The following is a 17,849-nucleotide window of genomic DNA, read 5'->3' as shown; positions in this document are numbered from 1 at the left end:
AGGAGAAAACATGGCTCGTATTGCTGGAGTTGACATTCCAAATGACAAACGCGTAGTAATCTCATTGACTTATGTTTATGGTATCGGACTTGCAACATCTAAGAAAATTTTGGCTGCTGCTGGAATCTCAGAAGATGTTCGTGTACGTGATCTTACATCAGATCAAGAAGATGCTATCCGTCGTGAAGTGGATGCAATCAAAGTTGAAGGTGACCTTCGTCGTGAAGTAAACTTGAACATCAAACGTTTGATGGAAATCGGTTCATACCGTGGTATCCGTCACCGTCGTGGACTTCCTGTCCGTGGACAAAATACTAAAAACAACGCTCGCACTCGTAAAGGTAAAGCTGTTGCGATTGCTGGTAAGAAAAAATAATATAGGAGGTAAAAGTCTTGGCTAAACCAACACGTAAACGTCGTGTGAAAAAGAATATCGAATCTGGTATTGCTCATATTCACGCTACATTTAATAACACTATTGTTATGATTACTGATGTGCATGGTAATGCAATTGCTTGGTCATCAGCTGGTGCTCTTGGTTTCAAAGGTTCTCGTAAATCTACACCATTCGCTGCTCAAATGGCTTCTGAAGCTGCTGCTAAATCTGCACAAGAACACGGTCTTAAATCAGTTGAAGTTACTGTAAAAGGTCCAGGTTCTGGTCGTGAGTCAGCTATTCGTGCGCTTGCTGCCGCTGGTCTTGAAGTAACAGCAATTCGTGATGTGACTCCAGTGCCACACAATGGTGCTCGTCCTCCAAAACGTCGCCGTGTATAATCATCGCATTACACTGCTTTTCGTTTAAGAGGGAGTAACTAAATGATCGAGTTTGAAAAACCAAATATAACAAAAATTGATGAAAATAAAGATTATGGCAAGTTTGTAATCGAACCACTTGAACGTGGCTACGGTACAACTCTTGGTAACTCTCTTCGTCGTGTACTTCTAGCTTCTCTACCAGGAGCAGCTGTGACATCTATCAATATTGATGGTGTGTTACATGAATTTGACACAGTTCCAGGTGTTCGTGAAGACGTGATGCAAATCATTCTGAACATTAAAGGAATTGCAGTGAAATCGTACGTTGAAGACGAAAAAATCATCGAACTGGATGTTGAAGGTCCTGCTGAAGTAACAGCTGGTGACATTTTGACAGATAGCGATATTGAAATTGTAAATCCAGATCATTATCTCTTTACAATTGGTGAAGGTTCTTCTCTAAAAGCGACTATGACTGTTAACAGTGGTCGTGGATATGTACCTGCTGATGAAAATAAAAAAGATAATGCACCAGTTGGAACACTTGCTGTAGATTCTATTTATACACCAGTTACAAAAGTCAACTATCAAGTGGAACCTGCTCGTGTAGGTAGCAATGATGGATTTGACAAATTAACCCTTGAAATCTTGACAAATGGAACAATTATTCCAGAAGATGCTTTAGGGCTTTCAGCACGTATTTTGACAGAACATCTTGATTTGTTTACAAATCTTACTGAGATTGCTAAGTCAACTGAAGTGATGAAAGAAGCTGATACTGAATCTGACGACCGTATTTTGGATCGTACGATTGAGGAACTGGACTTGTCTGTGCGTTCATACAACTGTTTGAAACGTGCCGGTATCAATACTGTGCATGATTTGACAGAAAAATCTGAAGCAGAGATGATGAAAGTACGAAATCTTGGACGCAAGAGTTTGGAAGAAGTGAAACTCAAACTCATTGATTTGGGTCTTGGATTAAAAGATAAATAAAGGAGGAATACATGGCTTACCGTAAACTAGGACGCACTAGCTCACAACGTAAAGCAATGCTTCGCGATTTGACAACTGACCTTTTGATCAACGAATCAATCGTGACAACTGAAGCTCGTGCTAAAGAAATCCGTAAAACTGTTGAAAAAATGATTACTCTAGGTAAACGTGGTGATTTGCATGCACGTCGTCAAGCAGCTGCTTTCGTACGTAATGAAATCGCATCTGAAAACTATGATGAAGCAACTGATAAGTACACTTCTACTACAGCACTTCAAAAATTGTTCTCAGAAATCGCACCTCGTTATGCTGAACGTAACGGTGGATACACTCGTATCCTTAAAACTGAACCACGTCGTGGTGATGCAGCGCCAATGGCGATCATCGAATTAGTATAAAATCATCAATTTTGTTGAGTGTTATGATGATGGAGTCTTGTGCTCTTAGTCTAGCTCTGGTCTACCGCTAGGATTTCGGTCCTAGCGGGAACACTCATCATAAGTTGGGATAGTAGACGCTTGTTTACGAAATTGTTTTTTGCTTAAGAACAACTTCGTAAGCAGGCGTTTTTGAGTATTTTAGTTAGAATTATGCTATACTATTTGAAAAGAATCCTGTTTAATGTTCAGGTTTCCTATTAAAAGAAGAATTGGAGTTTGCTTATGAAAGCGATTATAACTGTTATTGGTAAAGATAAATCTGGAATTGTTGCAGGTGTTTCTGGTAAAATTGCAGAATTAGGTTTGAATATTGATGATATCTCTCAAACTGTCTTGGATGAATACTTCACAATGATGGCTGTCGTCTCTAGTGATGAAAAGCAAGATTTTACATGTCTTCGTAATGAATTTGAAGCTTTTGGGGAAACTTTGAATGTAAAAATTAATATTCAGAGTGCAGCCATTTTCGAAGCTATGTATAATATCTAGGAGGCGCACATGGATATTAGACAAGTTACTGAAACCATTGCTATGATTGAGGAACAAAACTTCGATATCAGGACTATTACCATGGGCATTTCCCTTTTGGACTGTATTGATCCAGATATCAATCGTGCTGCGGAGAAAATTTATCAAAAGATTACGACCAAGGCAACTAATTTAGTGGCTGTTGGCGATGAAATTGCAGCTGAGTTGGGAATTCCTATCGTTAATAAGCGTGTATCGGTGACTCCTATTTCTCTGATTGGGGCAGCGACAGATGCAACAGACTATGTAGTTTTGGCAAAAGCGCTTGATAAGGCTGCGAAAGAGATTGGTGTGGACTTTATTGGTGGTTTCTCTGCCTTGGTACAAAAAGGGTATCAAAAGGGAGATGAGATTCTCATCAATTCTATTCCTCGAGCTTTGGCTGAAACGGACAAGGTCTGCTCGTCAGTCAATATCGGCTCAACCAAGTCTGGTATTAATATGACGGCTGTGGCAGATATGGGACGAATTATCAAGGAAACGGCAAATCTTTCAGATATGGGAGCGGCCAAGTTGGTTGTATTCGCTAATGCTGTTGAGGACAATCCATTTATGGCGGGTGCCTTCCATGGTGTTGGGGAGGCAGATGTTATCATCAATGTCGGAGTTTCTGGTCCTGGTGTGGTAAAACGTGCCTTGGAAAAAGTTCGTGGACAGAGCTTTGATGTAGTAGCCGAAACAGTTAAGAAAACTGCCTTTAAAATCACTCGTATCGGTCAATTGGTTGGTCAAATGGCCAGTGAGAGACTAGGTGTGGAGTTTGGTATTGTGGACTTGAGTTTGGCGCCAACTCCTGCGGTTGGAGATTCTGTTGCACGTGTCCTTGAAGAAATGGGGCTAGAAACAGTTGGTACGCATGGGACGACGGCTGCCTTGGCTCTCTTGAATGACCAAGTTAAGAAGGGCGGAGTTATGGCCTGCAACCAAGTCGGTGGTTTGTCTGGTGCCTTTATCCCTGTTTCAGAGGATGAAGGAATGATTGCTGCAGTGCAAAATGGCTCTCTTAATTTAGAAAAACTAGAAGCTATGACGGCTATCTGTTCCGTTGGTTTGGATATGATTGCCATTCCAGAGGATACACCTGCTGAAACCATTGCGGCTATGATTGCAGATGAAGCTGCAATTGGTGTCATTAACATGAAAACAACAGCTGTTCGTATTATTCCAAAAGGAAAAGAAGGCGACATGATTGAGTTTGGTGGCCTATTAGGTACTGCACCTGTTATGAAGGTCAATGGGGCTTCGTCTGTCGATTTCATCTCTCGTGGAGGACAAATCCCAGCACCAATTCATAGTTTTAAAAATTAAGAAAATAGGAGAAATTTTAAGTTCTATTTAAGGTTGGATGTGTATACTATAATCATTAAATAAAGACCTCCTAATATTATTTGAAACAGATAACACTGATTTAGTTTGAATTTGATTTTCATCTAATATCTTTATTTAATAGAACTCCTAAACTTTTTCATAATAATCTCCTGCAAAAGTCACCTGTCTGGGTGGCTTTTGTTTTATCATCCATGATATAATAGAAGCAAACGGAGGACGGAAAATGGTAAAAGTACGATTGTATTTGGTACGTCATGGCAAGACCATGTTTAACACGATTGGTCGCGCTCAAGGTTGGAGCGATACTCCCTTAACAGCTGAAGGTGAGCGAGGGATTCAAGAATTAGGAATCGGTTTGCGAGAATCTGGTCTACAGTTTGAGCGCGCTTATTCCAGTGATTCTGGTCGCACCATTCAGACAATGGGAATCATCCTTGATGAACTTGGCTTGCAGGGGAAAATCCCTTATCGCATGGACAAGCGTATCAGAGAATGGTGTTTCGGTAGTTTTGATGGAGCTTACGATGGCGATCTTTTCATGGGCATTATTCCTCGTATCTTTAATGTGGACCACGTTCACCAATTATCTTATGCTGAACTGGCTGAGGGCTTGGTAGAGGTCGATACAGCTGGCTGGGCTGAAGGCTGGGAAAAACTTAGTGGCCGTATCAAAGAAGGCTTTGAAGCAATTGCTAAAGAAATGGAAGAACAAGGCGGCGGTAATGCTCTTGTCGTGGGTCACGGAATGACCATTGGAACCATTGTGTATCTGATTAATGGCATGCATCCGCATGGTCTCGATAATGGTAGCGTAACGATTCTTGAATATGAGGACGGCCAGTTTAGCGTTGAAGTTGTCGGCGACCGTAGTTACCGAGAACTAGGACGGGAGAAGATGGAAGAAGCCTCTATTTAATCAGTCTAGACTTGCTTGCCATGAGTTAGGAATTTGATAAGAATATCAAGATAAGAAAAAACAGCCGAGAATTCTTTCGGCTGTTTTTGATGGGGAAAACTAAAGTGTAATGCTGTTGCTTTTAGAGATTTTCATAAATAAGAGTAATGAACTCACTGTTAGAATAGTCAGGATAGTTGACAAGGCTGCCGCAACACCGTAATTTCCTCTAAGAACCTCTGTATAAATAGCTACAGTCATTGTTCTTGTTTTGACATTGTAGAGGAGGATAGAGGTAGAGAGCTCTGAAATCATTGTAACCCAAGATAGGATAGCTCCAGAAATAATACCAGATAGCATCATTGGAGTTGTAATCTTGGCAAAGGTATTGAGACGACTACTTCCTAAGCTCTCAGCGGCTTCTTCAATACTTGGTGCTATTTGTTGCAAGCTAGCAACAGATGAGCGAATAGTATAAGGCAATCTTCTGACAGATAGGGACATGATCAAGATGAAAGCTGTCCCTGTAATCATAAGAAATCCACTTCCAAATAGGCCAGTATTGAAGGAAGAAATGAAGGCAATCCCTAGAACGGTTCCTGGTACAATATAAGGGACCATACTGAGGCTGTCAATTAAGTTTGTAAACAAATTACGTTTTCTAACGGCTAGGTAGGAGATAAATGTTGCGAATAGGACAACTAGAACTAAGGCAATCAAAGGGATACGAATGGTATTGAAAATAGCAGATCCCATACGATTGAAAGCTACCTTGTAACTGTTTAGAGAATAGCCTTTGACAAATACCATACCTGATGTTTTTAGGAAAGAAGTATAAATCAAGTAGACTTGAGGTAGAACAGAGAACAAGATAATTCCGTAGACTGTTGCATAAATGGCAGCCATTTTTCCTTTTGTAGTTTTTTTAGGCTCAATTGGATGGAGCGAATTCATGCTGAAACTGTAGCGATTTGAAATGTATTTTTGGATAAGGAAAATTGCCAAGGCAATGATAATCGCCATAATTGCTAAAGCAGATGCAAAAGCTGAATTTCCTCCAACCTCGCTAATAAATTGGGTATAAATCAGAACAGGGAAAGTCCGATATCCTTCACCAATCAACATAGGGGTTCCAAAGTCTGAGAATGCTCTCATAAATACAAGCAGGGCAGCTGCTAGTAAGGTTGGAACTAGGAGAGGTAAAATAACCGTTACGATACGCTTAAATCCAAAGGAACCCATGCTTTCAGCAGCTTCAAGTAGAGAATTGTCAATACTTTTCATTGTCCCAGCAACGTATAGAAATACCAGTGGGAATAGTTGCAGTGTAAAGACAAGTACAATTCCTTTGAATCCATAAATATCGATAGCTGGAAGATGAAGGGTATTTGTCAGGAATTTAGTAATGACCCCATTTCGTCCCAGCAAGAGAATCCAGGAGTAGGCTCCCACGAAAGGAGCTGACATGGAAGCAATGATAATCAATATTTGTAGAAATTTCTTTCCCTTGAAATCATACATGGAAAAGAGATAAGCTAATAAGGTTCCTACGACTAAGGAAGTGACAGTAGCGGTAATAGAAACCTTGAAACTGTTGACGAGTGTCTCAGAGTAGTAGGCTTTGCTAAAGAAAGTGACAAAATTAGCTAGTGAAAATTGTCCTTCATGTATAAGTGCTTGCTTGAGCACGGTAACGATAGGATAAACGAGAAAGACAAGATAGGTAAGAAAGATGAAGAAAGAGGAGGCTGTCCAAATATTTAGTTTTTTACGTTCCATGGTTGACTCCTTTTATCAGGTTTTGGGAACCATCTGCAGAAAAGACGTTTAATTTTTGAGTATTGATTCGTAGACGAATACGATCGCCTTTTTGTAGATCTTCTTCAAAAGTTGATTCTTCGCTAACTTGAATTTTTGAGGCAAACCCTGTCTCAATGAAATACTCAGTATTCAGTCCAAGATAGACGCTATCGCTAATAGTTCCTTCAATATCTCCCGATTCATCTTTGATAAACTCTTCAGGACGAATGCTTACATGAATAGCTTGTTCCTCAGCCTGATCAAGAGCTGGCATTCGAAGAGCATAGCCATCTGAAAAGACGATATAAGCGCCGTCGCTCCGCTTTTCAAGAGTGGCAGGGATAATATTTGTGCGTCCGATAAAGGTTGCTACAAACTCATTAGCTGGTTTATGATAGAGTTCTTTTGGTCGACCGATTTGTTGAATCACCCCATCTTTCATAACAGCAATTTGGTCTGAAATAGCCATGGCTTCTTCTTGGTCGTGGGTTACATAAACAGTTGTAATTCCCACTTCGTGTTGGATTTCTCGAATGGCTTGACGCATATCCAAGCGAAGTTTGGCATCCAGATTACTAAGCGGCTCGTCCATGAGGAGAACACTTGGATTAACAGCTAAGGCACGTGCCAAGGCGACACGTTGTTGTTGTCCACCACTGAGTTTATCAGGTTTTCGATCCGCATATTGAGCAATTTGCATGAGTTCAAGATATTTATTGGTTTGTTGGATTAATTCTTCTTTAGGGACTTTCTTTTGCTTGAGACCAAAAGCGACATTATCTCGGACAGTCAAATGTGGGAAAATAGCGTAGTTTTGAAAAACCATGCCAATATTGCGTTTGCTGGGTTCCATATTATTGATTTTTGTATCATCGAAGTAAAATTCTCCGCCTTCGATACTGTTGAAACCTGCAATCATACGAAGAAGGGTCGTTTTCCCACACCCTGAAGGACCAAGGATGGTAAAGAGACTTCCTTTGGGAACTGTAATATTCAAATTATCAATAACAGGAACATCGTGGTAGATTTTTTTGGCGTTAATAATTTTGATCTCACTCATAGTGAACCTCTTTTACTGTTTAGATTGGATATCTGTAAAAATATCATTGTACTTTTTAAGAATAGTGGATTTGTTTTTAATGACATAATCGGAATCTTCAGTGGCAATATTGATTTCTGTCATAGCCTTCATATTTTTATTGGTTTTAGCATTTTTACGAATAGGTCTAATTGTAGTTTCAGTTCCTAGCTTATCTTGGATTTCTTGAGAAAGGAGGAAATCGATAAATTTCTTAGCATTTTTCATGTGTTTGGCATTTTTGATGATAGCTGCGTTACCAGGTAAAAAGACGGTTCCTTCTTTTGGATAAATAACTTTTACATCAACCCCATCATTTAAGAGTTTTAAGGCAGGGTCTTCATAGGTGAGTCCAACAGCCATTTCCCCATCGGCGACAGCTTTGTAAACATTCGAAGAGCTAGATGCAATTTTTCCATCTACTAGGGTAAATAGATTTTTCACATAGGTCCAAGCTTGTTCATTTTCGTATCCACCTTGGTCTACAAGCATGTTTGTTAATTGAGCAAAAGCGCTAGAAGCATTACTTGGATCAGCAGTAGCAATTTTTCCTTTTAATTTAGGATTGAGTAGATCATTGTAGCCTTCAATTTTAATATCTTTTGTAAGAGCTGAATTGGCAATGATGACACTGACATCAAGTGTATAAGGCGTGTAGAATCCGGTTTTATTTTGATATTCAGGGATTATCTGGTCGTTCTCTTGAGAAATATAAGGTTCAAAAAGATTTTCGTTAGAAGAGAAGAGGGCGTAGGAGCCTCCGAAAATGACATCGGCTACAGGGGATTCTTTTTCAGCCTCAGCTTTTTTGAACAATTCACCAGTACTGGCTTGTACTAAGTCAACCTTAACACCATATTTTTCTTCGAAGGCTGGGATTGTTTCTTCGATAAGGTCTTCAGGGTTAGGTGAGTAGACAACCAAAGTGTTATCCGAACCTTTTTCAGTGTTAGTCTCCGCTTCTATAGCTGAAGAACATCCTGATAAAGTAAGAAATATCCATCCACAAGAGAGAAAGAATAGTAGTTTTTTCATAAGAATCTCCTTTTTTACGAACGTTTTCTCTACCTAGATTGTTAATGTTTTTAAAATGTAGAGTTCTACAGGATATAATAAAAACCTTAAAGAAATCTAAAACGAGAAATATGAGTTAAAGACGCTAGGGGAAGAAAATACAAGAAACAAATAATTGATAGAAGTTAGCTCCAAATGAGGGCTAATTTTTTATACTGCTACATAAGCTGGATTTGCGATTCAGTCTTTCTTGGCATCCAAGCCCAAAAGAACATTTCTCGTCTTTCAAATTCCCTCAAAAATGGTATAATAGTAACATCACAAAATTGGAGAGAGACCATGAGTTTTTACAATCATAAAGAAATTGAGCCTAAGTGGCAGGGCTACTGGGCAGAACATCATACCTTTAAGACAGGAAGCGATGCATCAAAACCGAAGTTTTATGCTCTCGATATGTTCCCTTATCCGTCTGGAGCAGGTCTGCACGTAGGACACCCAGAAGGTTACACCGCAACCGATATCCTCAGCCGTTACAAACGTGCGCAAGGCTACAATGTCCTTCACCCAATGGGTTGGGATGCTTTTGGTTTGCCTGCAGAGCAATATGCTATGGATACTGGTAATGACCCAGCAGAATTTACAGCGGAAAACATTGCCAACTTCAAACGTCAAATCAATGCGCTTGGATTTTCTTATGACTGGGACCGTGAAGTTAACACAACAGATCCAAACTACTACAAGTGGACTCAGTGGATTTTCACTAAGCTTTACGAAAAGGGCTTGGCCTATGAAGCGGAAGTACCAGTAAACTGGGTTGAAGAATTGGGAACTGCCATCGCCAACGAAGAGGTTCTTCCTGATGGAACTTCTGAGCGTGGTGGCTATCCTGTTGTCCGCAAACCAATGCGTCAATGGATGCTTAAAATTACAGCCTATGCAGAACGCTTGCTTAATGACTTGGATGAGTTGGATTGGCCAGAGTCTATCAAGGACATGCAACGCAACTGGATTGGTAAATCAACTGGTGCCAATGTAACCTTCAAGGTTAAGGGAACTGATAAGGAATTTACTGTCTTTACCACTCGTCCTGACACCCTTTTCGGTGCTACTTTCACTGTCTTGGCTCCTGAGCATGATTTGGTTGACGCTATCACAAGTCCGGAGCAAGCAGAGGCTGTAGCAGACTATAAACACCAAGCTAGTCTGAAATCAGACTTAGCTCGTACAGACCTTGCCAAGGAAAAAACAGGAGTTTGGACTGGTGCTTATGCCATCAACCCTGTCAATGGCAAGGAAATTCCAATCTGGATTGCCGACTATGTTCTTGCTAGTTACGGAACAGGTGCCGTTATGGCTGTGCCTGCCCACGATCAACGTGACTGGGAATTTGCCAAACAATTTGACCTTCCAATCGTAGAAGTACTTGAAGGTGGAAATGTAGCAGAAGCTGCCTACACAGAAGATGGCCTTCATGTCAATTCAGACTTCCTAGATGGACTCAACAAAGAAGACGCAATTGCTAAGATTGTGGCTTGGTTGGAAGAAAAAGGCTGTGGTCAAGAGAAGGTGACCTACCGTCTCCGCGACTGGCTCTTTAGCCGTCAACGTTACTGGGGTGAGCCAATTCCTATCATTCATTGGGAAGACGGAACTTCAACAGCTGTTCCTGAAAATGAATTGCCACTTGTCTTGCCAGTAACCAAGGACATCCGCCCTTCAGGTACAGGGGAAAGTCCACTAGCTAACTTGACAGATTGGCTTGAAGTGACTCGTGAAGATGGTGTTAAAGGTCGTCGTGAAACCAATACCATGCCACAATGGGCAGGTTCAAGCTGGTACTACCTCCGCTATATTGACCCGCACAATACTGAGAAATTGGCCGATGAGGAGCTCCTCAAACAATGGTTGCCAGTAGATATCTACGTGGGTGGTGCAGAGCATGCCGTTCTTCACTTGCTTTATGCTCGTTTCTGGCACAAATTCCTCTATGACCTCGGTGTTGTTCCAACTAAGGAACCATTCCAAAAACTCTTTAACCAAGGGATGATTTTGGGAACCAGCTACCGTGACCACCGTGGGGCTCTTGTGGCGACTGACAAGGTTGAAAAACGTGACGGTTCCTTCTTCCATGTAGAAACAGGTGAAGAGTTAGAGCAAGCGCCAGCTAAGATGTCTAAATCGCTCAAGAACGTGGTTAACCCTGACGATGTGGTGGAACAATACGGTGCCGATACCCTTCGTGTTTATGAAATGTTTATGGGACCACTTGATGCTTCGATTGCTTGGTCAGAAGAAGGTCTGGAAGGAAGCCGTAAGTTCCTTGACCGTGTTTACCGCTTGATTACAAGTAAAGAAATAGCTGCGGAAAACAATGGCGCTCTTGACAAAGTTTACAACGAAACTGTTAAAGCTGTCACAGAACAAATCGAATCCCTCAAATTCAACACAGCCATTGCCCAACTTATGGTCTTTGTCAATGCAGCTAACAAGGAAGACAAGCTTTATGCAGACTACGCCAAAGGCTTTATCCAATTGATTGCACCATTTGCGCCTCACTTGGCAGAAGAGCTCTGGCAAACAGTTGCAGCAACAGGTGAGTCAATCTCTTATGTGGCTTGGCCAACTTGGGACGAAAGCAAATTGGTTGAAGACGAAATCGAAATTGTCGTCCAAATCAAAGGTAAAGTCCGTGCCAAACTCATGGTCGCTAAAGACCTATCACGCGAAGAATTGCAAGAAATTGCTCTAGCGGATGAAAAAGTCAAAGCAGAAATTGACGGTAAGGACATCGTGAAAGTGATTGCGGTACCAAATAAACTCGTTAATATCGTTGTGAAATAATTGTAAATTACAGTTAATTAAAAAGAGAGACAGTTTTTGTTCACTTTTTGGGAGGTATTAATGAGGACTCAAAGTCATAAGGAGATTGTTGAAGAATATTCTGCTTCACGGGGGAGTTATGAAGATTGCTTAAATTATGTAGAGAATACTGTAAAGAATATTATTAAAAGTCAATCTATTAACGTTCATGAAATAATTGGGAGAGTAAAAACTGTAGAGTCTCTTGAAGGCAAAGTAAAAAGGAAAAATTATTCTAATTTAGCTGAGATTACCGATTTATGCGGTATTCGTATCATCACGTACTTTAGTGATGATGTTGATAAAATAGCTGAGTTAATCAGTCAAGAATTCGAGGTTGATGTAGAGAATACTATTGATAAACGTAAAAGTGAGGATCCAACAAAATTTGGTTATGTTTCACTTCATTATGTGGTGGGTTTAAAAGAAGAGAACACTTCACCTACTTTATATGGTAGATTTAAGAATATAAAATTAGAGATACAAATTAGGACAGTTATGCAACATGCCTGGGCTGAAATTGAACATGATTTGGGATATAAAAGTAAGGAAGATATACCTGATCAATACAGGAGACAATTTGCCAGATTGGCGGGACTAATTGAATTGGCTGATGATGATTTTGTTCAGTTGAAAAATAATATTAATAACTATGAGCAGGAGATAAAGAAGAAATTACCTACTTCGAAAAAAGAATTACCGATAGATAGCAGCACGCTTATGACTTATGTAAAAGAAGATCAAAATTACATTGAACTATTGAATACGATTAAATCATCAGATATGGATATAGATTTTAATATTGATAGTTCTTTTCTATCTACTATGATTCAGAGGGCGAAAAAATTGGATTTGAGGACTATAGGAGATATAGCTGAATTATTTGAAAAATATAAGGATATCTTTCTAAAGGTATTGAGAATTGAGGAGGATATTGAACCTTGTATGAGTATATCGGCATTGACTCCATTATTGCATATCACTAATGTGTTAGAATCAGTTAATAATATTAATATTTCTGATGAAGAATTTATGAAAGTTTCTGATGATGAATTTTCAGATGTATTTGGTATATCGTACCCAATTGATGTTTATGAAGGTTAAAAAGTAATTTTTTAAATATGAAAAGAGGGGTTTCCTATTTGACTAAGTTGAATAATTCGTAGTGTTGCTCTTTCTAAAGTGAAGGTAACTAAACTCGTCAATATCGTTGTTAGATAAGAAATAAATCCTTCAGAGTAGAATCTGGAGGATTTTTTGAATCTTCTTATGAAAGTATGATATACTATGGGCAACTATAAAGTTTGAAAAGTGAAACAAGGAGAATATGATGCCAGTAAATGAATATGGTCAGATGATTGGGGAGTCAATGGAAGGTTATACACCAGGTGAATTGCCTTCTATTGATTTCTTAGAAGGGCGTTATGCTCGAATAGAAGCTCTTTCGGTGGAAAAGCATGCGGAGGATTTATTAGCTGTTTATGGCCCTGATACGCCTCGGGAGATGTGGACTTACCTCTTTCAGGAGCCAGTAGCAGACATGGAGGAACTGGTCAGCCTTTTAAATCAGATGTTGGCTCGTAAGGACCGTTTTTACTATGCAATCATAGACAAGGCAACTGGTAAGGCTTTGGGAACTTTTTCTCTCATGCGCATTGATCAGAATAACCGAGTGATAGAAGTGGGGGCGGTCACTTTTTCTCCAGAGCTCAGGGGAACACGGATAGGAACTGAAGCCCAGTATCTCCTCGCTCGCTATGTTTTTGAAGAACTCCACTATCGTCGCTATGAGTGGAAATGTGATTCTCTTAATTTGCCATCCAGACGAGCTGCGGAGCGTTTGGGATTTATTTATGAAGGAACCTTCCGTCAGGCAGTGGTTTATAAGGGGCGTACGAGGGATACGGATTGGTTGTCCATGATTGATAAGGGCTGGCCCAAAGTCAAATCTCGTTTGGAAACATGGTTGCGTCCTGAAAATTTTGATAAAAATGGACAGCAGTACAAGAGCTTGAGAGAGCTTTAATAGGTGTTGAGATGATTACTATTAAAAAGCAAGAAATTGTCAAGCTAGAGGATGTTTTGCATCTCTATCAGGCTGTCGGTTGGACAAATTATACCCATCAACCAGAGATGCTGGAGCAGGCCTTATCTCATTCATTAGTGATTTATGTGGCGCTTGATGGCGATGCTGTGGTGGGCTTGATTCGCTTGGTTGGAGATGGATTATCATCAGTATTGGTTCAGGATTTAATTGTTTTACCAATCTATCAGCGTCAAGGGATTGGTAGTGCTTTGATGAAAGAGGCTTTAGAGGATTACAAAGATGCTTATCAAGTCCAGCTGGTGACAGACCAGACAGAAAGAACCTTGGAATTCTATCGTTCTATGGGCTTTGAAATCTTATCCACTTATAATTGTATAGGAATGACTTGGGTGAATCGTAAAAAATAACAAAACTTGTTTTTTCTTAAGCAAAGTTTAAGGCTGGTCTAGTATTATATAGTCATTAAATAAAGACCTCCTAACTTTATTTAATGAAATCCTAAAACTTTTTTCATCATAATCTCCTAATGAAGTCACCCAATCAGGTGGCTTTTTTGTAGGGTGAGGTGATGCTGATAGAAATTTTTTTAAAAATGGTAGAATTTGAGAAAAGTTAAGCTAGTTTTAAGTTTCGTCTTGTATCATATAGTTATTAAATAAAGACCTCCTAACTTTATTTAATAAAATCCTAAACTTTTCTTTTTCATAATAATCTCCCTTGACTCCACCCAATCAGGTGGAGTTTTTTGGCTCTATTTCAGACTTTTGGGGACTATTCTAAAAATCATTTTTCGATATTTTTCTGATTTTGGTCGGGGAATTGGCGGGAATCTTTTTAGCGAATATGACTAAGAAATAGGTCTGTTGCTATTTAAGTGAATTCAACCTTAATTTGATTGTAGGTGACTGTTAATTGAAGGAATGGAACTATTGTAATGACGATTTTACTTGTCCAGTAGTGGCGTATTAAATGAGGAGTGACATGTAAGCTTGTCTCTTCGTTTACGAAATCAAAATTTTTATGAAATTGATAGAATCCCTAACTTTCTCTTAATCTTGACCGTTTTGTTGTACAGTGGTTAAAGCTTGAAAAGTCGAGAATATAAACATTTGACAAAATTTGTGAACTGTAGGATAATGGAGAGGAATTAAGGATTAGTTCTATATCATAGGCTAGAAAAGACTCCAAGCTCACGACCAAATAAGCTTGGGGTCTTTTTTGACACTATTTGTCCTCGTTTAGCCATTTATCGACTAATCGAAGAACGACACCGACCACAATTGGTTCGATGATAGTTTTGAGTACTAATTCCATCATGGGCTATCTCACCTCCTTTCGTAGGTGGTGTAGTAGTGCCGTAGAATATTATTCCACATAAGTGTTAAACTCGGGAGGCACCAATCCAGTGGCTTTTTTGTTTGTGGCTTTGTTTTTTGATATAATAGAGCCATGAGTAGAATTTTAGATAATGAGATAATGGGGGATGAGGAGTTAGTAGAACGCACGCTCCGTCCTCAGTACTTACGTGAATATATTGGGCAGGACAAGGTCAAGGACCAGCTCCAAATCTTTATCGAGGCTGCCAAAATGCGGGATGAAGCGCTGGATCATGTGCTCTTATTCGGGCCTCCAGGCTTGGGAAAAACGACCATGGCTTTTGTTATTGCCAACGAACTAGGTGTCAATATCAAGCAGACTTCGGGTCCAGTCATTGAAAAAGCCGGAGATCTGGTAGCGATTTTGAATGACTTAGAGCCTGGGGATGTCCTTTTTATTGATGAGATTCATCGCTTGCCCATGTCTGTGGAAGAGGTGCTTTATAGTGCCATGGAGGACTTCTACATTGATATCATGATTGGTGCTGGTGAAGGCAGTCGCAGCGTTCATTTGGAGTTGCCACCTTTTACCTTGATTGGTGCGACGACTCGGGCTGGTATGCTGTCAAATCCTCTACGGGCACGTTTTGGGATTACGGGACATATGGAGTATTATGCTCATGCTGACTTGACAGAAATTGTCGAGCGGACGGCAGATATTTTTGAGATGGAAATCACCCATGAGGCAGCATCTGAGTTGGCCCTACGTAGTCGTGGGACCCCTCGTATTGCCAATCGTCTCCTCAAGCGTGTACGGGATTTTGCCCAGATTATGGGAAATGGGGTTATCGATGATGTTATTACCGATAAGGCTCTGACTATGCTGGATGTTGACCATGAAGGCTTGGACTATGTGGACCAGAAAATCCTTCGCACCATGATTGAGATATATGGCGGCGGTCCTGTCGGTCTAGGAACTCTTTCTGTGAATATCGCTGAAGAGCGTGAGACGGTTGAGGATATGTACGAACCTTACCTGATCCAGAAAGGCTTTATCATGCGAACTCGTTCAGGACGAGTTGCGACCGCTAAGGCTTACGAACATTTAGGGTATGAATACAATGAAAAATGAGCAAGAAATTCTAGATGCATTTAGAGAAAATCCGGATATGATGGCTATTCTGACTATCATCCGAAATCTTGGTCTGAAAGACTCGTGGTTGGCAGCAGGTTCTGTCAGAAATTTCATCTGGAATCTCTTGTCAGACAGACCACCTTTTGACTGTGAAACAGATGTTGATGTCATTTTCTTTGATACAGATGTGAGTTATGAAGAAACGCTGGCTATAGAGAACAAGTTGAGAGCGGATTTTCCTCAGTACCAGTGGGAATTGAAAAATCAGGTCTATATGCACCAGCACAGTCCTCATACTGCGCCCTATACTAGCTCTCGTGATGCTATGAGTAAGTATCCAGAACGGTGTACGGCGGTTGGGCTCCGTTTGAATGAAGACTCTGCTTTAGAATTTTTTACCCCTTATGGACTCGAGGATATTGTGAATTTTCAAGTTCGTCCAACTCCTCATTTTTTAGAGAATGAAGACCGAATGGAACTCTATCAAACACGTTTATCCAAGAAAAATTGGCAGGAGAAATGGAAAAATTTGATTTTTAAAAATACTTAAGGAAACTTTAAGCTAGGAAGTGTATACTAAGTTCATAAGTTAAGAAGACCTTAACTTAAACTCCTAAAACTTTTTCATAATAATCTCCCTATAAAAATAGAGTCGCCCAATCAGGCGGCTTATTTTTTTGAAAAATGGGCTTGGTGCCTGAGAATAATATTCAATGAAAATCAAAGTGCAAACTAGGAAGCTAGCCGCAGGTTGCTCAAAACACTGTTTTGAGGTTGCAGATAGAGCTGACGTGGTTTGAAGAGATTTTCGAAGAGTATAAATAGCTTAGTGATAGAAGAAAATAGGGAAATATGGTATAATGAAACGATAGATTTTTGAATAGGAATAAGATCATGTTTGGATTTTTTAAGAAAGATAAGGCTGTGGAAGTAGAGGTTCCGACACAGGTTCCTGCTCATATCGGCATCATCATGGATGGCAATGGCCGTTGGGCTAAAAAACGTATGCAACCGCGAGTCTTCGGACATAAGGCGGGCATGGAAGCATTGCAAACTGTGACCAAGGCCGCTAACAAACTAGGCGTTAAGGTTATTACGGTCTATGCTTTTTCTACGGAAAACTGGACCCGTCCAGATCAGGAAGTCAAGTTTATCATGAACTTGCCAGTAGAGTTTTATGATAATTATGTTCCAGAACTGCATGCGAATAATGTTAAGATTCAAATGATTGGGGAGACAGACCGCCTGCCTAAGCAAACCTTTGAAGCTCTGACCAAGGCTGAGGAATTGACTAAGAACAACACAGGTTTGATTCTTAATTTTGCCCTCAACTATGGTGGACGTGCTGAGATTACACAGGCTCTTAAGTTGATTTCTCAGGATGTGTTAGATGCCAAAATCAACCCAGGTGACATCACAGAGGAATTGATTGGCAACTATCTCTTTACCCAGCATTTGCCTAAGGACTTACGAGACCCAGACTTGATTATCCGTACTAGTGGAGAATTGCGTTTGAGCAATTTCCTTCCATGGCAGGGAGCTTATAGTGAGCTCTATTTTACAGATACCTTATGGCCTGATTTTGACGAGGCAGCCTTGCAGGAAGCTATTCTTGCCTACAATCGTCGTCACCGCAGATTTGGAGGAGTTTAG

The 17,849-nt window shown here is 40.2% G+C and carries 18 protein-coding genes; 14 read left to right on the top strand and 4 right to left on the bottom strand.

Features of this window, described 5'->3' with window-relative positions:
- Positions 1-10: 10 nt before the first annotated feature.
- The 7 genes from rpsM to D8837_RS00105 all read left to right on the top strand — a co-directional run bounded on the left by rpsM (position 11) and on the right by D8837_RS00105 (position 4,968).
- Positions 11-376 carry a 30S ribosomal protein S13 gene (gene rpsM / locus D8837_RS00135; protein WP_000090781.1) on the top strand — a complete coding sequence of 122 codons (366 nt, stop codon included), beginning with the start codon at positions 11-13 and terminating at the stop codon, positions 374-376.
- A gap of 17 nt (positions 377-393) precedes the next feature.
- Complete coding sequence (gene rpsK / locus D8837_RS00130) at positions 394-777, top strand: 30S ribosomal protein S11 (RefSeq protein ID WP_001118385.1); 384 nt, start codon at positions 394-396, stop codon at positions 775-777.
- Between the two features lie 42 nt (positions 778-819).
- The gene (locus D8837_RS00125; RefSeq protein ID WP_000568988.1) at positions 820-1,755 is read left to right on the top strand and encodes a DNA-directed RNA polymerase subunit alpha; all 936 of its coding nucleotides are present in this window, start codon (positions 820-822) and stop codon (positions 1,753-1,755) included.
- 11 nt (positions 1,756-1,766) lie between these two features.
- Positions 1,767-2,153, top strand: a complete 387-nt coding sequence (gene rplQ, locus D8837_RS00120) for a 50S ribosomal protein L17 (RefSeq protein WP_000331493.1) — start codon at positions 1,767-1,769, stop codon at positions 2,151-2,153.
- Positions 2,154-2,417: 264 nt separating this feature from the next.
- Positions 2,418-2,684: an ACT domain-containing protein gene (locus D8837_RS00115; protein WP_042751744.1), complete on the top strand. Its 267-nt coding sequence runs from the start codon at positions 2,418-2,420 to the stop codon at positions 2,682-2,684.
- A 9-nt stretch (positions 2,685-2,693) separates the two neighbouring features.
- Positions 2,694-4,031: a PFL family protein gene (locus tag D8837_RS00110; protein WP_042751743.1), complete on the top strand. Its 1,338-nt coding sequence runs from the start codon at positions 2,694-2,696 to the stop codon at positions 4,029-4,031.
- A 244-nt stretch (positions 4,032-4,275) separates the two neighbouring features.
- Positions 4,276-4,968, top strand: a complete 693-nt coding sequence (locus D8837_RS00105; protein ID WP_125455820.1) for a histidine phosphatase family protein — start codon at positions 4,276-4,278, stop codon at positions 4,966-4,968.
- 99 nt (positions 4,969-5,067) lie between these two features.
- Here the strand turns inward: D8837_RS00105 and D8837_RS00100 are convergent, their stop codons facing one another.
- Genes D8837_RS00100 through D8837_RS00090 form a run of 3 tightly spaced genes read right to left on the bottom strand, consistent with a single transcriptional unit; the run spans position 5,068 to position 8,860 of the window.
- Complete coding sequence (locus D8837_RS00100) at positions 5,068-6,726, bottom strand: ABC transporter permease (protein ID WP_125455819.1); 1,659 nt, start codon at positions 6,724-6,726, stop codon at positions 5,068-5,070.
- Positions 6,716-7,807 carry an ABC transporter ATP-binding protein gene (locus tag D8837_RS00095; RefSeq protein ID WP_125455818.1) on the bottom strand — a complete coding sequence of 364 codons (1,092 nt, stop codon included), beginning with the start codon at positions 7,805-7,807 and terminating at the stop codon, positions 6,716-6,718. Before D8837_RS00095 ends, D8837_RS00100 begins: the two co-directional genes overlap by 11 nt.
- 12 nt (positions 7,808-7,819) lie before the next feature.
- Positions 7,820-8,860: an ABC transporter substrate-binding protein gene (locus D8837_RS00090; RefSeq protein WP_125455817.1), complete on the bottom strand. Its 1,041-nt coding sequence runs from the start codon at positions 8,858-8,860 to the stop codon at positions 7,820-7,822.
- Positions 8,861-9,178: 318 nt separating this feature from the next.
- Between D8837_RS00090 and leuS the strand changes: the two genes are divergently transcribed.
- The 4 genes from leuS (at position 9,179) to D8837_RS00070 (ending at position 14,152) form a co-directional block, all read left to right on the top strand.
- Complete coding sequence (gene leuS, locus D8837_RS00085; protein WP_125455816.1) at positions 9,179-11,680, top strand: leucine--tRNA ligase; 2,502 nt, start codon at positions 9,179-9,181, stop codon at positions 11,678-11,680.
- Positions 11,681-11,740: 60 nt separating this feature from the next.
- Positions 11,741-12,802, top strand: coding sequence for a GTP pyrophosphokinase (locus tag D8837_RS00080; protein WP_001260285.1), 1,062 nt, complete (start codon positions 11,741-11,743; stop codon positions 12,800-12,802).
- A gap of 226 nt (positions 12,803-13,028) precedes the next feature.
- Positions 13,029-13,724, top strand: coding sequence for a GNAT family N-acetyltransferase (locus tag D8837_RS00075; RefSeq protein WP_061589612.1), 696 nt, complete (start codon positions 13,029-13,031; stop codon positions 13,722-13,724).
- Positions 13,725-13,735: 11 nt separating this feature from the next.
- On the top strand, positions 13,736-14,152 hold the full coding sequence (locus D8837_RS00070) for a GNAT family N-acetyltransferase (RefSeq protein ID WP_125455815.1): 417 nt from the start codon (positions 13,736-13,738) through the stop codon (positions 14,150-14,152).
- 817 nt (positions 14,153-14,969) lie between these two features.
- On the opposite strand, the gene D8837_RS00065 is transcribed toward D8837_RS00070, so the two are convergent.
- Positions 14,970-15,062, bottom strand: coding sequence for a type I toxin-antitoxin system Fst family toxin (locus tag D8837_RS00065; protein WP_070482418.1), 93 nt, complete (start codon positions 15,060-15,062; stop codon positions 14,970-14,972).
- Positions 15,063-15,194: 132 nt separating this feature from the next.
- On the opposite strand from D8837_RS00065, the gene ruvB reads away from it, so the two are divergent.
- From ruvB to D8837_RS00045, 3 genes are all read left to right on the top strand, one after another.
- Positions 15,195-16,193: a Holliday junction branch migration DNA helicase RuvB gene (gene ruvB, locus D8837_RS00060; protein ID WP_125455814.1), complete on the top strand. Its 999-nt coding sequence runs from the start codon at positions 15,195-15,197 to the stop codon at positions 16,191-16,193.
- Positions 16,174-16,746, top strand: a complete 573-nt coding sequence (locus D8837_RS00055; RefSeq protein ID WP_125455813.1) for a nucleotidyltransferase family protein — start codon at positions 16,174-16,176, stop codon at positions 16,744-16,746. The genes ruvB and D8837_RS00055 overlap by 20 nt, the downstream gene beginning before the upstream one ends.
- Positions 16,747-17,090: 344 nt before the next feature.
- Positions 17,091-17,849, top strand: a complete 759-nt coding sequence (locus D8837_RS00045) for an isoprenyl transferase (protein WP_000466719.1) — start codon at positions 17,091-17,093, stop codon at positions 17,847-17,849.

The sequence above is a fragment of the Streptococcus mitis genome (genome assembly GCF_003942965.1).
In the GTDB taxonomy this organism is placed as follows: domain Bacteria; phylum Bacillota; class Bacilli; order Lactobacillales; family Streptococcaceae; genus Streptococcus; species Streptococcus mitis_BH.
This window is presented reverse-complemented; position numbering and strand designations above follow the sequence as displayed.